Here is a 15,429-nt window from a genome sequence, read left to right as displayed (position 1 = left end):
TTCCCCTCTTGTTTGAAGTTAAAAAAAGCACCTTCCATGAAGGTGCTTTTTTGTTTCTGCCTCACGCTGGTATCCACTCAGGGATTGGGCTTGCGATCCCCTGTGACGATGGGATTCGCGGGATCCGAGCTCCATTCATACCAGCCGCCGTCGTAGACGCTGATCCGCTGCCAATCCATCAGCCAGGCGTAGAAGAAGGCTTCCGAGGCGCGCCAGCCGGTGCCGCAGTAGAAGGCGGCCTGCTGGGTCGGCGCTATGTTCCACTGGTCCCACATGGCCAGGATCTCCCCCTGGGGCTTCATGGTGCCATCCGGGTTGTGGAAGTCGCTCATGCTGTTGGCATCCACGCCACCGTGTCCCCACTTGGCGCCCGGTATGTCCCCCTTGGCGTCGATATAGCTGTAGCCTGAGGTCTCGCCGGTGAACTCGTCCCAGGTGCGGATGCTGACCAGGGCGCCGTCGGCCTGTTTGAGCAGGGCCTTGGCCTGGTCGGTGGAGGTCAGGTATTCGGGATGCACCGGGATCTTGGCCCCAAATGACGCGACAGCCTCATACTTTTTCGGGAGACCCGCTTCGGTACTCAGGTGGGCGGCGAACCAGGCATCGATGCCGCCATCGAGCAGGCGCACGTCAGCCACGCCGGCATACATCAGCAGGTGGGCGGCCCGGGCGGAAGCCATGGAGTTGCGACCATAGAGGATGACGCTGGTGTCGTGGCGGATGCCATTCTTGAGCAGCAGCGCCTCCAGATCGGCATCGGAGACCTTGTTCCACAATGGTTCCTGCTCCAGGCTGTTGGTGTCGATGTAACCCGCCCCCGGAATATGGCTCAGCAGGAAGGCCTTGGGGGCCCCCCAATCCACTTCAAACAGCTTCCAGTCCCCCTTGGGAGCGGCCGCCACCGGCTTGCCCGCCTGCAGATCCGCCAGCCACTGGGGATAAACCAGCTGCTGCCAGCGGGCCAGGTGAACACGCTCGGCCTGCTGCCAGCCCTTGAGCTCATAGAGTTGGTGGAAGCCGCGCATGCGCAGCAGACGGGCCACCTCGGCCAGCCCCTTCTCCTCGCCATAGAGCGCGACCGGCTTTCGGGCATCCAGCCCCTTGGCGCTCAGGGCCTGGGGCCACTGCTCATCATCATATTTCCAGTCGGCGGAGAGACTCACGGCCCCCGCCACGTGCCCGCCCTGTTGCTCTCCTGCCATGGGCCAGCCCTGGTAGAAGTGGCTGGGGCGGGTATCGATCAGGATGGCGCCCTGGGTCTTCGCCTCCTCGAGGGAGAGGGGGGCCAGTTCGTCGGCCCCGGCAGGGGTGCTGAACCAGAGCAGCAGGCTGGTGGTGGCGGTTAGCAGCAGCCGAATCGCGTGTTTCATTGACGTGCTCACTTTTGATGGATGGCAATTAGAAGATGGATCGGCCGAGGCGCCCGGACAGCAGCTCGAGGGCCGCCGTGCCTGCCAGCGAATTACCGGCCTTGTTCAGTTCGGGCGACCAGACGCAGACGCAGAGCTCACCCGGGATGAGGGCCATGATACCACCGCCAACCCCGGACTTGCCCGGCATGCCGACCCGATAGGCAAAATCCCCGGCCTCGTCATACAGGCCACAGGTGGCGAGCAGGGCATTGACCTGCTTGGTGGTGCGCGCCGGCAGCAGGGGCTCGCTCGCCCCGAGCGGCAGGCCGCGGTTCGCCAGATAGACGAATGTGCGGGCAAGATCGACGCAGCTCATGCGGATGGCACAGGCGTTGAAGTAGCTCTGCAACACCTTGTCCACCTCGTTGTGGAAGTTGCCGTGAGACTTCATCAGGTAGGCGATGGCGGCGTTGCGCGCCGAATGCTGATACTCGGAGCGGGCCACCACGGCATCCGCGACGATGGCAGGGTTGCCAGCCAGACGGCGCACCAGCTCCAGGGTACGCTGACGCGGTGCCGTCAGCCGGGTTTCCAGCAGGTCGCTGACCACCAGGGCGCCGGCGTTGATGAAGGGATTGCGGGGAATGCCATGCTCGAACTCGAGCTGCACCAGGGAGTTGAATGGCTGACCCGAGGGCTCCTTGCCGACCCTGGCCCAGATCTCCTCTTCCCGATAGAGGGTGAGCGCCAGGGTGAGGCTCAGGGCCTTGGAGATGCTCTGGATGGAGAAGGGTTCGTCCGCATCCCCCGCGGTGAACAGTTCCCCCTCCACGGTGCAGACCGCCATGCCGAGCCTGTCCCCCGGCACCCGCGCCAGGGCCGGGATATAGTCGGCCACCTTGCCTTGTCCCAGCAGGGGACGCACTTCATCGAGAATGCTTTCCAGTAATTGCGATGACAACTGCATTGAGAGGTTCCACAACTCAAAACGGGGTCAGCCACCCCACCGACAAAAATCCCGCCAGCGGCGGGATTTTTCATGCAGGCCCAATCAGGCCGGTTCACCATACCAGAGGTCGAACAGCTCGGTGACCTCGACGGCCTCCATGCCCTTGGCGTCCAGCCAGCCCTTGATGGCGGCGCGGTCTTCCTCGGTGCACTTGCCCAGGGCCTGGGTGCAGATCATCCCTTCCCAGGCCAGGTGGCCCGAACCGGCGAAGGCCAGCTTGCGCGGCTCGATCACCTCATCGATCATGGCATCGATGACGGCATCTATGGTCTCTTCGGCTGTGTTCACCGGGAAGTTAAAGCTCAGATCGAATCCCAGTTCCTGGAACTCCTCGACGCGCAGTTTCTTGCGCAGACGGCGACTACGGTTTGCCATGACAGCTCCTCAGGTTCAGTTAACACGTTTGAAAATCAGATCCCATACCCCGTGGCCAAGACGATGGCCCCGTTGTTCGAATTTGGTCAGCGGGCGCCACTCGGGACGCTCCACCCAGTTGCCATGGGCCGAGGTGTTCTCGTACCCTTCGGCGGCACTCATCACTTCCAGCATGTGCTCGGCATAGTTTTCCCAGTCGGTCGCCATGTGGAACACGCCACCTATGGCCAGCTTCTGGCGAATATCCTGGGCAAAGGCCGGCTGCACGATGCGGCGCTTGTGGTGACGGCTCTTGTGCCAGGGATCCGGGAAGAAGAGCTGCAGACAGGAGAGCGAGCCGTTCGGGATCATGTGCTCCAGCACCTCGACCGCATCGTGGCAGATGACCTTCAGATTGATCACCCCGGCTTCCTCGGCGCTGCCCAGACAGGCTCCCACCCCTGGGGTATGCACCTCGATGCCGATGAAGTTCTTCTCGGGGGCATGTTTGGCCATCTCGACCAGGGAGGCGCCCATGCCAAAGCCAATCTCCAGCACCACGGGGGCGTCGCGACCAAACAGGGCGACGAAATCCAGCGGAGCCGTGTCGAAATCGATCCCCATGACAGGCCACTGTTCGGCCAGGGCCTTCTCCTGACCCTTGGTCAGGCGGCCTTCACGACGGACAAAGCTGCGGATCTTGCGCATGAACTTGCCGTCTTCGTTAAATTCGTCTTGGGTCACTGGCATATTGGATTACTCGTTATTTCATCTATCGGCACAAACAGGGGAGCGAATTATCCCAAGATGGGCCCAAGGCGCAAGTCTTTCCGACAACAAATGACCCAGGCGGGTTGGGTTCGTGCCACGCCTGCGGTAATTGCCAGCGGGTTCACAGAATCCTGCTTCCTGCGGGTGCATCCTGCTTCGCGCCAATAACATCATATACAACAAAGGATTGCAGTATGAGAAAGACCCTTGTCGCCCTCTGCCTCAGCGCCCTGCTGGCCGGTTGCAACACCTCAAGCAACGAATCACAGGCCCCCATCGCCCCCACCCCGGCCGAGCAGGCCTTGGAGTACCTGACTCAACTCGGCTCGAGCGCCGAAGGCATCGGCGCCCGTCCTACCGGCAGCGCCGCCGAGACCCGCGCCGCCGACTGGATCCAGGACAAGCTGGGCGGCTGGGGCTACGAGGTCACCCGCCAGCCGTTCAGCTATCAGCGGCGGGGGGAAGATAAGTCCTCCCAGAACCTGATCGCCGAACTCAAGGGCCAGAGCGACCGGGTGATCCTGCTGGGGGCCCACTACGACAGCACGGGGGAGGATGAGGGCTCGGAAGGGGCCACCGACAACGGCGCCGGGGTCGCGGCCCTGCTGGCGGTCGCCGAGGCGCTCCAGGGCCAGTCCCTGCCCCATACGGTACGCTTCGCCTTCTTCGGCGCCGAGGAGAACGGCCTCAACGGCTCCAAAGCCTATGCCGCCAGCCTGGATGAGGCCGCCATCGACGCCCTGCTGGCCATGGTCAACTACGACACCATCGCCGGAGGCGACATCGTCTATGTCCACTCGGCCCACTCGAACGAAGCCGAATATGGCTGCGCCGATCCGGCGCGCTACAGCCATGACCCCAGGGTGCGGGATCGCCTGCTCGCCATCTCCAGGCAGACCACCACCCCCTTCGCCATCCACCCCAGCTATGCCGGTTATCCGGAAGGGGAGACCGGCAGCTGGTCGGATCATGCACCGTTTGCCTGCCTGGGGGTGCCCATCGCTTATGTGGAGGCGACCAACTTCACCATCAATGGCCAGGACGGGTACGACGGCTACTCCCAGAGCACCCATCCGGCGCTGTGGGACTGCTACGACGACACCACCAAGAGCGCCTGCGATCGGGACAGCGAGAGCCAGTGGGGCAAGATCTGGCACACCGGTCATGATCGCCTCGACAAGATGGCCGAACTCTTCCCGGGCCGGATCGAGCAGCAGCTCGGCGCCAATACCGAGATCCTGATCCGCTTCCTGCGCGAGCCCGGTCTCTAGCCCGGGTCGCAGCCGTTTTGGCGAGGGGATGGCGGGTCGGGACGATAAAATATGGGCAGGTGCCAAACCTGCCCTTTTTTATGGATTTTTGTGACAGCCATTGCCTCATTTTTTAAATCTGATACAAACGGATAACTTGGCGGTTGAATGGAGCGACCGCCTACCCGTCAGAGAGAGTCCTATGCAGCCGTTTTTTGCCCAGCGCTTCGAGAAGGTCGAACCTTCCTTTATTCGAGAGATCCTCAAAGTCGCCGCCAACCCGGAGATCATCTCCTTCGCCGGCGGCCTGCCCAACCCCAACCTGTTCCCGGTCAAGGCCATCGAGCAGGCCTGCCAGGACGTGCTGCGCGAGCAGGGCGCCGCGGCGCTGCAATATGCCGCCACCGAGGGCTTCGCCCCCCTGCGCCAATACATTGCCGATCGCTACCTGAGCCGTCACGGCATGACAGTCAATCCGGACAACATCCTGATCACCAGCGGCTCCCAGCAGGCGCTGGATCTGCTGGGCAAGGTGCTGGTGGACGAGGGGCAGGATCTCATCATCGAAGAGCCGGGTTATCTTGGCGCCATCCAGGCCTTCTCCGTCTATCAACCTAGCTTCAAGCCCATCGCGCTCGGGGAAGCCGGGCTGGATCTGGCGGCGCTGGATGCGCTGCTGGAGCAGGGTTCCAACGCCAGGCTGCTCTACGGCGTGCCCAACTTCCAGAACCCGAGCGGGGTCTCCTACAGCCGGGCCAACCGCGAAGCCCTGGCCGAACGCCTGGTGCGCCACGATCTGCTTATGGTGGAAGACGACCCTTACGGCGAGCTGCGCTTCGAAGGGGAGCACCTGCCCCCCATCGCCAAGCTGGCGCCGAACAATACCGTGCTGCTCGGCTCCTTCTCCAAGACGGTGGTGCCCGCCTTCCGTCTGGGCTGGATGCTGGTGCCGGACTGGCTGCGCAAGAAGGTCACCATCGCCAAGCAGGCCACAGACCTGCACAGCAACGCCTTCAGTCAGCAGGTGCTGCATCGCTTCCTGACCGATCACTCCCTCGACACGCATCTGGAGAAGATCAAGGAGGTCTATGGCCGTCAGCGTGCCGCCATGGAAGCCTCCCTGGCCCGCCACTGCCCGCCAGGAGTGAGCTACACCCGCCCCGAGGGAGGCATGTTCCTCTGGCTGACCCTGCCGGCCAGCATCTCGGCCATGGCCCTGTTCGAGGAGGCTATCAAGGAGAAGGTGGCCTTCGTGCCCGGCGCCCCCTTCTATGTGCGCCCGGAGATCCAGAATACCCTGCGCCTGAGCTTCTCCTGCGTGGACGAGGCGACCACGGAGGAGGGGATCAAGCGACTGTGCAACGCCATGAGGCGCATGCTCTGAGCCCTCTCCCAGAGACAATGAACACAAAAAAGCGGCCAGATGGCCGCTTTTTTGTGCCCGAGAGTCAGGCGATGCGGGCGGGCGTCTGTGCCGGGAGCAGGCTGGGCAGGGTCTGCTCGAACTCTCCCATGGGCAGAGGCCGGCTGAAGAGATAGCCCTGCAGATAGTCGACGCTGCGCGCCTTGAGATAGTCCGCCTGCAACCGGTTCTCCACCCCTTCGGCCACTATCATGAGACCGAGCCGGGTCGCCAGGTCGATCACATTGTCCACTATGTGGCAGGAGAGGGCATCTGAGCCGATCATGGCGACGAAGCTCTGGTCGATCTTGAGGAAATCGACCTGGAACTTCTGCAGATAGGTGAGGCTGGAGTGTCCCGTGCCAAAATCATCGATGGCGATGAAGACCCCGAGATCGTGCAGCTCGGCAAACAGGCGATCCGTCACCTCTGTGACCTCGATCAGCTCGCGTTCGGTCAACTCCAGCACCAGCTTGACGGGGTTATCCTTGAAGGCTCCCAGAAAGGCGCGGCAATCGTCCACCAGGCTCAGATCCTGACAGTGGCGGGCGCAGATGTTGAAGCCAAAATGAAAGCCGGCGGGCAGCAAATGGGCCTTAGGCGCGAAACGTTGCCGCACCTGACGCATCAGTTCCCCTGTCATGGGGATGATGAGACCACTGGCCTCCGCCATGGGGATGAAGCGATCCGGCGGTATCATGCCCTGCTGGGGATGCTGCCAGCGCATCAAGACCTCGCAACCGGCGCAGTGCCCCTCCCCATCCATCACGGGCTGCAGATAGGGGATGAACTCCCCCTTGGAGAGGGCCCGTGCCAGCTCCTGCTCGGGGGAAACGGGCCGCCCCGTTATCCAGAAGGTGACACCACCGGCCAGCAGCGCCAGCAGGGTATAGAGCGCCATGCTGCCATTGCTGTAATTCCAGGCGCGCAGCCAGTATTGGCGCGGCGTGATGTGCGAACTCAGGTGATAGGCATACCGCTGGGAGATGATGCCAAATCTGTCCCCCTCCAGCCTGGGGGCGCCATCTTGCACCCCGCCCTGGCTGCCCATCCAGCGCTGGCCAACCTGAAACGCCATGGGGGTCTCGCGGCTCATCAGGCGCAGCGTGTTATGGAGGTAGTAGCCATCGACGCTCACCAGCACACTGCCCCCCTCCCCCAGGCTGCGATAGACGATGAGGGCGCGATCCGGCGTGACCGGGTTGCCCGGCAGCAGATCCAGCTGCCCCTGCACATAGCCGCTGGGATCGTAATCCTGGTCGTATTCGCCATAGAGGGAGGTGCAATAGATGCGCTTGCCCAGGGTCAGGTTGACCGAGCGCACGTCCGGTACCGTCGCCACCTGGCGGCGCAGCATCTGCTTGGCGTCGGCACAGGGTTGACCCAGCAGGGGTTTGACCGCCATGGCCGCCTGATGGGCGTTATCCAGGGTGCGATCGAACATGTCACGGGCATGGCTCAGCCTGGCATGGATGTCACTGCGCATCTCCCTCACCGTCTGCCAGCCGATGATGGCGGCGCCGAGCAGCAGGATCAGCACAAAGACCAGGCTTGCCAGGGCTCCTCGTCTGAGCTGCTGGCGTGGTTTGAAGCGGCGAAATGGCATTGTCACCCCACATTGATGACGAAAAAGGCAGCGATCATACAGGTTCAAATGTGACGCTTGATAACAATTTCTGCTGCCGGCTCGTTATAAACAATAAAGTTAATAGCATCTCCCCCCCACCAGACTGACCATCCCGTGGCGAGGCAAAAGGGAGTCGCCGCCATAAAAAAGAGCCCCGCAGGGCTCTTGAACCACCAGCAGAGACTCAGGCGCGCAGGGACTTCTCCGCACGCGAGATGCCGCACACTCCGGAGCGCACCACCTCGATGATCTCGTTGGTCTGGGCGGCAGTCTTGATGAAGGCGTCCAGCTTCTCGCTGGTACCCACCAGCTGCACCGTGTATTGATCCGGGGTGACGTCCACAATCTGGCCACGGAAGATGTCCGCCAGCCGTTTCAGCTCGTCCCGGGCGCCACCGGCGGCGCGGGCCTTGACCAGGGCGATCTCCCGCTCTATGTGCTCCCCTTCGCTGAGGTCACACACCTTGAGCACGTCCACCAGCTTGTGCAGCTGCTTCTGGATCTGCTCGAGCACCCGCTCGTCACCCATGGTCACTATGGTCATGCGCGACAGGGTGGGATCCTCGGTGGGGGCCACCGTCAGGGTCTCGATGTTGTAGCCGCGCTGGGAGAAGAGGCCAACCACACGGCTCAGGGCGCCGGATTCGTTCTCCAGCAGTACGGAAATGATATGTCTCATGATGTTTCCCCCGCCTTGCTCAGCCACATCTCATCGACGGCGGGCTCCACCGGTACGACCGAAATGATATGTCCCATCGTCAGGTCCTCTCCGTCTTGCTCAGCCACATCTCGTCCATGGCACCGAACTTTATCTGCATCGGATAGACGTGCTCGTCCGGATCGACCGAGATGTCCATGAACACCAGCCTGTCCTTCATGGCGAAGGCCTTCTCCATGGCGCTCTCCAGCTCGGCCGGGTCGCTCACCGCCATGCCGACATGGCCGTAGGCTTCCGCCAGCTTGACGAAGTCCGGCAGGGATTCCATGTAGGAGTGGCTGTGACGGCCACCGTAGAACATCTTCTGCCACTGCTTGACCATGCCAAGGGCACGGTTGTTAATGGAGATGATCTTGATGGGCACCCCGTACTGCATGCAGGTGGAGAGCTCCTGGATGTTCATCTGTACCGAGCCATCGCCGGTGACGCAGCAGACCACGGCGTCCGGGTTGGCAAACTGGGCCCCCATGGCGGCCGGGATGCCAAAGCCCATGGTGCCAAGGCCCCCTGAGTTGATCCACTGGCGCGGCTTGGCGAACGGGTAGTAGAGGGCGGCGAACATCTGGTGCTGGCCCACGTCGGAGGCGACGAAGGCCTCCCCCTTGGTCACCTTGTAGAGGGTCTCTATCACCTGCTGGGGCTTGATCAGGGTGGGGTGGGTCTCGTAGGCCAGGCAGTTGCGGGAACGCCACTGGCCAATCTGGCTCCACCACTCCGCCATCGCCTGCTTGTCGTTGTCAAACCCGCACTCGCCGATCACATCCAGCATCTGCTGCAGCACGGTTTCCACCGAGCCGACGATAGGCACATGGGCCTGCACCGTCTTGGAGATGGAGGTGGGGTCTATGTCGATATGGACCACGGTGGCATGGGGACAGAACTTGCTCACGTTGTTGGTCACGCGATCATCGAAGCGGGCCCCCACGGCGAAGATGAGATCCGCGTTGTGCATGGTCTTGTTCGCTTCGAAGGTGCCGTGCATCCCCAGCATGCCGATGAACTGCGGATGGGTGCCGCTGAAGGCCCCCAGCCCCATCAGGGTGGTGGTCACCGGCAGGTTGAGCAGCTCCGCCAGCCTGGTCACCAGCGCATCCGCATTGGCATTGATAGCGCCGCCGCCCACGTACATGACCGGACGGCTCGCCTCGGTCAGCAGCTTGGCGGCCCGCTTGATCTGGCCCTTGTGTCCGGCCTTGGTCGGATTGTAGGAGCGCAGGGAAACGGACTCGGGATACTGGTAGGGAAATTTCTCTTTCGGGTTCTGTACGTCCTTGGGCAAGTCCACCACCACGGGCCCCGGGCGGCCGGTCGCGGCTATGTAGTAGGCCTTCTTGATGGCGTCGGGGATTTCGCTCGCCGTCTTGCACAGGAAACTGTGCTTCACCACGGGACGGGAGATACCGATCATGTCGGTCTCCTGGAACGCATCTTCCCCGATCATGCTGGTCGGCACCTGGCCGGACAGGATCACCAGGGGGATGGAGTCCATGTAGGCGGTGGCGATCCCCGTGATGCAGTTGGTCGCCCCCGGCCCCGAGGTCACCAGCACAGTGCCCACCTTGCCGGTGGATCGGGCGTAACCGTCTGCCATATGCACCGCGGCCTGCTCGTGGCGTACCAGCACGTGCTCCATCTTGCCGTTTTCGAAGAGAGCGTCATAGATGTCGAGCACCGAACCACCCGGGTAGCCGAACACATGCTCAACCCCCTGATCCTCCAGCGCACGTACCACCATCTGAGCGCCTGATAACATCTCCATGATAAAGCCCTCCAGGCTTTGCTCCGTTTAGCAATTCTATCGACGGCTCCGCTGCTTCCCGGCACCACCCAGTCTGTCTGTTGTTGATTCGCTATCAGACGGGGCGAGTACGGAGCGCGATAGTTGAAAAATAGGGTTTGTCCATCATTCCCCCATAAAATGGGGTGAAAAACCAAGTTAACCCGCTTCCACCGGCTTGTCCACGGCTTTGTCTGACAACAACAGTCATAAATTTCAAACAGCCATTAACATTTAGTGAGCAGCCTGATAAAAACGGCATGATTACCTGTTCGTTCAGTGAGTGAACAGCGGATCATGCTAGGGAGGGAAATATCGGCAGGGGAATGCCCATCCCGGCGGGATGGGCATGACAAGAGGAGATCAGGGGTTTTCGTCTGGCTCGGCCAACCAGATCTGTTGATCCGGATCCGTCTCCTCGCAGACGGAGATGCTGACCCCCATATCGATCAACTCATGGAGAGTCAGGCTGTCCGCCAGGTTCATCACTTCGCCGTTTTCGTTGGTAAAACGCATCTTGATTGTCCTCAGCTATGGGGCTCCATCAGTTTAGTCCATGCTGGCGCAGGGCTGGGATCACGGTCCCTCACTCCAGGACGCCGAGCTGGGACAGCCAGGCGCCGCCGATGGTTTCCCCTTCCGCCAGCTCGCTCAACCTGTCCCCCACTTCCTCGGGAAACAGTGTCTTGGCCCAGAGCCGACGCGACAGGCTCGGCAAGGGCTCCTCGGCCCCCTCGGCCAGCCAGAGCGCCAGGGCCGCCGCCACATCCGGATAGACGATCGGACCTGGTGCCGAAGTATCGAGCCAGCTGCGAACCCCATTGGCATCCAGGCTGTCCATCAGCTGGGCCAATCCCATCAGCTCCAGGGTCTTGCCGTTGCTCAACTGCTCGAACTGGCCGCCCAGGGGCTTGACCAGCAGCTTCTTGCCAAGAGAGAGCGCCTCCGAGGCCAGCTCGAAGCCCGCATTGGAGATGACGCCACGACAGCCGCACAGCTGCGCCTTGAAGCCATCCCTGACCTGGGGTTCGAAGCGGATGTTGCGCCACTCGCTCGTCTCTGTGATGGCGGGGTGAAAACAGACGAAATGGTGCTGGCTGAAGCGCGACAGCAGGGCGGCGATGGCATCTGGCTGCTCGAACGGCAGATAGACCAGGATGCTCTGGTTGTCTGGGGTCGGGCGCATGGCATCGACGATGGGGGGCAACAAGGGGTGGCCGAAGTGAAACCAGTGCAGCCCGAGCCGCTGGCGCACCGGGGCATAATGACGCATCAGCTGCTGGCTGAGCCGGTTCTCCCCCCAGCGGGGCACGGGCCAATGAAAACTGGCCTGATGGCTGATGCTGATACTGGGCACCCCCTGACGCCTTGCCGCATGGGCGCTGAGCGGCTCGAAGTCGCTGATCACCAGATCGTAGCCACTGCAGTCGAGCCCCTTCAGATCCTGCCAGAAGCGCAGCGGCGCCAGTTGGCGCAAGGTGTCCCAGGGCTGCACGCGCCCCGCCCGACTGACGAAACTGATGCCATCGAAGCTGCGATAGTCACCGAAGGTTTCCATCTCGAAATAGCCGGCCCGCGCCCGGCCGCTGAACAGGTAATCGACCTCGATCCCCTGCTCGGCCAGGGCCCTGCCCAGGGTGCGGCTGCGACTGATGTGGCCATTGCCCGTGCCCTGAACCCCGAACAGTATCTTCATGCCAGCCCCCCCTTCCGAAGGAGGATGTCGCCGCCCCTCGGCACGGGTCGCACCATGGGCCGCCTCATCCCTGACCCCAGCCGAGGGCCAACTTGGCACATCCCATGCCGAGCAGGGCGCCGGCGATGAGATCACTGCCATAGTGAACGCCGAGCAGCAGGCGCGAGGCGGCCACCAGACTGGCCCAGGCGAACAGCACACTCGTCCACTCGGGATAACTGGCCGCCAAGACGGTGGCCATCAGGAAAGCGGCGGCGGTATGGCCGGAGGGCAGGCTGTAGCGATCAGAGGGGGTGATGAAAACGGGCAGGCCGCTGGGACGCGCACGGCGCAGACTGTTCTTGAGCAGCAGATAGAGGGGCAGTTCCAGGGCGAAGGCGAGCAGCGCCGCCTCCACCGTATCCTGGCCCCGGCTGCCCTGCTGCCAGAGCAGCGCGGCCACCATCAGATAGAGGGGGCCGTCACCACTGTGGGAGACGAGACGGCTGGCTCTGGCCAATGGCCGGTTATAGGGGTGCAGCAGACAGAGCCGACACACCCGCTGATCCCATTGCTGAATTTTGTTCATCGCCCTCGCCTCTCGCCATCCGGGATCCACAGGCTAAGGCAGCATGATGACAGTCAGGTGAAAAGGGGATAACAGATTGATGAATGGCAGGGCCCGTCGGCCCCGGCGATCCTGGCCCTAGACGCCGGTCAGTTTAAGCCCAGACGCAGCCCGGATTCCATCAGGCGGCAGTTGTGATCCGCCAGGCGACTCATGAAGTGCTCGTCGACGGTCAGACCAAACACCTGCTCATAGAGCTCCTTCATCACGAAGGGCTGCCACATCATGCTGAGGAAGGAGACCTTGAGCATCTCGGGATCCACGTCACCACCGAGTTCGCCGCTCTCTCGCATGGCGCTCAGCAAGGCATCGAACTGGGGCATCTGACGCTCCAGGAGACGATTTAGCACAAAATCCCGCCCAGGGCTTTTCTCGGTCGATAATGCGCTGGAGATGGCGGAGGTCAGCTCGCTGTTGGGCGCCATCACCTGATAGTAGGTGCTGAGCAGGTCATTGAGGCTGCGATGACCGCTCTCGTCCTGCCAGGCCTGCTCCAGCGGCTCGGCCACATCCCCCAGCACGGCCTGATAGAGCCCCTCCTTGCTGCCGAAGTAATAGTGGATCATCGCCAGATTGGAGCCGGCCCGTTCGGCGATCTCCCGGGTGGTGACCTTGCTGTAGGGGGTGCTCAGAAAGCGCTCACGGGCGGCGGCGAGCAGCTTGTCACGAATGTCTGATCGTCCGACCGGGCGACCGGGTCTGCGTTTTTCCATGAAATACCTCGAATGAATGCGCGAAAGGCTGATAAGTCGATCCGGTTGCTCAGACGATTGAGTGCAGCAGGAATGACCGGATAATCGAGCAATGGCGGAACATGGAACAAGGAAATTTGCACTCCTTTACAATTCGATTAAATAAGACAGGGGATCCCATGGGTAAAGTCCAATTGACACAGCATAAAAAACTCGATATTGGTAAAGCATGACTGACTGGAAGGATTGTTCACCTCATGGGTATTGCCGCTCGCCTACTACTAGTTTCCCTAATCGCGACTCCTCGCGCGGGATCCTTGTAGCCGGGCTCAGGCAAAGCCGGTCATTACAAAAACCCGTGCAACCTGCACGGGTTTTTTTATGCCATTGGCAGGATGCACACCAAAGCACTTAGGAAGAGGGAAAAGAGATGTCAAATCGGGTCATCATATTCGATACCACCTTGCGTGATGGTGAGCAGGCGTTGGCGGCCAGTCTGACGGTCAAGGAGAAGTTGCAGATAGCCTTTGCCCTGGAACGGCTCGGCGTCGATGTCATGGAAGTGGGCTTTCCCGTCTCCTCCCCCGGCGACTTCCAATCGGTGCAGACCATTGCCCGCAGCATCAAGAACAGCCGGGTCTGCGCCCTGGCCCGCGCCCTGCCCAAGGACATAGACGCCGCCGGCGAAGCCCTGCGGGTCGCCGATGCCTTTCGCATCCATACCTTCATCTCCACCTCCTCGATCCATGTGGAAAGCAAGCTGAAAAAGAGCTTCGAGGATGTGCTGGAGATGGGGATCAGCGCCGTCAAACATGCCCGCCGCTACACAGATGACGTGGAGTTCTCCTGCGAGGATGCGGGCCGCACGCCGATCGATAATCTCTGCCGCATGGTGGAGGCCGCCATCAAGGCGGGGGCCCGCACCATCAATATCCCGGATACCGTGGGCTACACGGTCCCGACCGAGTTTTCCGGCATCATCCAGACCCTGTTCAACCGGGTACCCAACATAGATCAGGCCATCATCTCGGTGCACTGCCACGACGATCTGGGTCTGTCGGTGGCCAACTCCATCGGCGCCGTGCAGATGGGGGCGCGCCAGATAGAGTGCACCATCAACGGCATCGGCGAGCGGGCGGGCAACTGCTCCCTGGAAGAAGTGGCGATGATCCTGAAGACCCGCGCCGACCTGCTCGGGGTGCACACCAACATCCGCCACAACGAGATCCATCGCACCAGCACCCTCGTCAGCCAGCTGTGCAACATGCCGGTGCAGCCCAACAAGGCCATCGTCGGTGCCAACGCCTTCTCCCACAGTTCCGGCATTCACCAGGATGGGGTGCTCAAGGCGAAGAACACCTACGAAATCATCACCCCCGAGAGCATAGGCCTGACCCAGAACAGCCTGAACATGACCTCCCGCTCCGGCCGTCACGTCATCAAGCACCGCATGGAGCAGATGGGGTATTCGGAGAGCAGCTATGACCTGGACCATCTCTACGGCAAGTTCCTGACTCTGGCCGACAAGAAGGGGCAGGTGTTCGATTACGATCTCGAGGCCCTCGCCTTCTTCAGCCAGATCCACGAAGAGCCCGAGCACTTCAAGCTGGAGTACCTCGGCGTGCAGAGCGGCAGCTCTGTGCTGGCCACCGCCTCGGTCAAGCTCAAGGTGGGTCAGGATCTCATCTGCGAAGCGGCCACCGGCAATGGCCCCGTGGATGCGGTCTACCAGTGCATCAATCGCATCAGCGGCATCGATATCCGCATCGACAAGTACGAACTCAAGGGCAAGGGAGAGGGCAAGAATGCCCTCGGCCAGGTGGACATAGTCGCCGAGTACAAGGGGCGCAAGTTCCACGGCATGGGGCTGGCCACCGACATCATCGAATCTTCGGCCCAGGCCCTGGTCCACGTGATCAACAGCATCTGGCGCGCCGATCAGGTGGCAGAGCAGATGGGGCGCAACAGCAACCTCAAATCGGAAACCGTCTGAGCAGCGATCGGCTCGCTGAACGGACGGAATGCAATCACAACATCAGGACGGAGACTGTCTGAACAGACATAGGCTCGCAGTATCGGGCCACTGGACGGATGGCACTCAAGACAGCATCAAAACGGAGACAGTCTGAACAGGTATAGGCTCGCAGTATCAGGCCACTGGGCAGATGGAACTC

Annotated in this window: 14 protein-coding genes; 3 read left to right on the top strand and 11 right to left on the bottom strand. The window is 61.8% G+C overall.

Going from position 1 to position 15,429, the window contains the following annotated elements; genetic code table 11:
* Positions 1 to 77 precede the first annotated feature (77 nt).
* The 4 genes from BN1119_RS01175 to trmB form a co-directional block, all read right to left on the bottom strand.
* Positions 78 to 1,370, bottom strand: coding sequence for a rhodanese-like domain-containing protein (locus BN1119_RS01175; RefSeq protein WP_041992710.1), 1,293 nt, complete (start codon positions 1,368 to 1,370; stop codon positions 78 to 80).
* A gap of 28 nt (positions 1,371 to 1,398) precedes the next feature.
* Positions 1,399 to 2,319, bottom strand: a complete 921-nt coding sequence (gene glsB, locus BN1119_RS01170) for a glutaminase B (RefSeq protein ID WP_041992705.1) — start codon at positions 2,317 to 2,319, stop codon at positions 1,399 to 1,401.
* 84 nt (positions 2,320 to 2,403) lie between these two features.
* Positions 2,404 to 2,736, bottom strand: coding sequence for a 50S ribosome-binding protein YggL (locus tag BN1119_RS01165; protein WP_041992702.1), 333 nt, complete (start codon positions 2,734 to 2,736; stop codon positions 2,404 to 2,406).
* A gap of 15 nt (positions 2,737 to 2,751) precedes the next feature.
* Positions 2,752 to 3,465 carry a tRNA (guanosine(46)-N7)-methyltransferase TrmB gene (trmB, locus tag BN1119_RS01160; RefSeq protein ID WP_041992699.1) on the bottom strand — a complete coding sequence of 238 codons (714 nt, stop codon included), beginning with the start codon at positions 3,463 to 3,465 and terminating at the stop codon, positions 2,752 to 2,754.
* Between the two features lie 215 nt (positions 3,466 to 3,680).
* Between trmB and BN1119_RS01155 the strand changes: the two genes are divergently transcribed.
* Complete coding sequence (locus tag BN1119_RS01155; RefSeq protein ID WP_041992695.1) at positions 3,681 to 4,757, top strand: M28 family metallopeptidase; 1,077 nt, start codon at positions 3,681 to 3,683, stop codon at positions 4,755 to 4,757.
* 181 nt (positions 4,758 to 4,938) lie between these two features.
* Entirely contained in the window at positions 4,939 to 6,120 is a 1,182-nt protein-coding gene (locus BN1119_RS01150; protein ID WP_041992692.1) for an aminotransferase-like domain-containing protein, read from the top strand.
* Positions 6,121 to 6,184: 64 nt separating this feature from the next.
* On the opposite strand, the gene BN1119_RS01145 is transcribed toward BN1119_RS01150, so the two are convergent.
* The 7 genes from BN1119_RS01145 to BN1119_RS01120 form a co-directional block, all read right to left on the bottom strand.
* On the bottom strand, positions 6,185 to 7,744 hold the full coding sequence (locus tag BN1119_RS01145) for an EAL domain-containing protein (RefSeq protein WP_041992689.1): 1,560 nt from the start codon (positions 7,742 to 7,744) through the stop codon (positions 6,185 to 6,187).
* Between the two features lie 205 nt (positions 7,745 to 7,949).
* Complete coding sequence (gene ilvN, locus BN1119_RS01140; protein ID WP_041992687.1) at positions 7,950 to 8,444, bottom strand: acetolactate synthase small subunit; 495 nt, start codon at positions 8,442 to 8,444, stop codon at positions 7,950 to 7,952.
* A 79-nt stretch (positions 8,445 to 8,523) separates the two neighbouring features.
* Positions 8,524 to 10,242, bottom strand: a complete 1,719-nt coding sequence (locus tag BN1119_RS01135) for an acetolactate synthase 3 large subunit (RefSeq protein WP_041992684.1) — start codon at positions 10,240 to 10,242, stop codon at positions 8,524 to 8,526.
* 381 nt (positions 10,243 to 10,623) lie between these two features.
* Positions 10,624 to 10,776 carry a hypothetical protein gene (locus BN1119_RS19730; protein ID WP_084205235.1) on the bottom strand — a complete coding sequence of 51 codons (153 nt, stop codon included), beginning with the start codon at positions 10,774 to 10,776 and terminating at the stop codon, positions 10,624 to 10,626.
* A 70-nt stretch (positions 10,777 to 10,846) separates the two neighbouring features.
* Positions 10,847 to 11,956, bottom strand: a complete 1,110-nt coding sequence (locus tag BN1119_RS01130; protein WP_041992681.1) for an MJ1255/VC2487 family glycosyltransferase — start codon at positions 11,954 to 11,956, stop codon at positions 10,847 to 10,849.
* 64 nt (positions 11,957 to 12,020) lie between these two features.
* The gene (locus BN1119_RS01125) at positions 12,021 to 12,524 is read right to left on the bottom strand and encodes a phosphatase PAP2 family protein (protein WP_041992679.1); all 504 of its coding nucleotides are present in this window, start codon (positions 12,522 to 12,524) and stop codon (positions 12,021 to 12,023) included.
* Positions 12,525 to 12,652: 128 nt separating this feature from the next.
* Positions 12,653 to 13,276 carry a TetR/AcrR family transcriptional regulator gene (locus BN1119_RS01120; protein WP_041992676.1) on the bottom strand — a complete coding sequence of 208 codons (624 nt, stop codon included), beginning with the start codon at positions 13,274 to 13,276 and terminating at the stop codon, positions 12,653 to 12,655.
* A 409-nt stretch (positions 13,277 to 13,685) separates the two neighbouring features.
* Between BN1119_RS01120 and leuA the strand changes: the two genes are divergently transcribed.
* Positions 13,686 to 15,248, top strand: coding sequence for a 2-isopropylmalate synthase (gene leuA / locus BN1119_RS01115; protein ID WP_041992674.1), 1,563 nt, complete (start codon positions 13,686 to 13,688; stop codon positions 15,246 to 15,248).
* Positions 15,249 to 15,429: the final 181 nt, after the last annotated feature.

This window comes from Aeromonas bivalvium, assembly GCF_000819765.1.
Classification (GTDB): Bacteria; Pseudomonadota; Gammaproteobacteria; order Enterobacterales; family Aeromonadaceae; genus Aeromonas; species Aeromonas bivalvium.
This window is presented reverse-complemented; position numbering and strand designations above follow the sequence as displayed.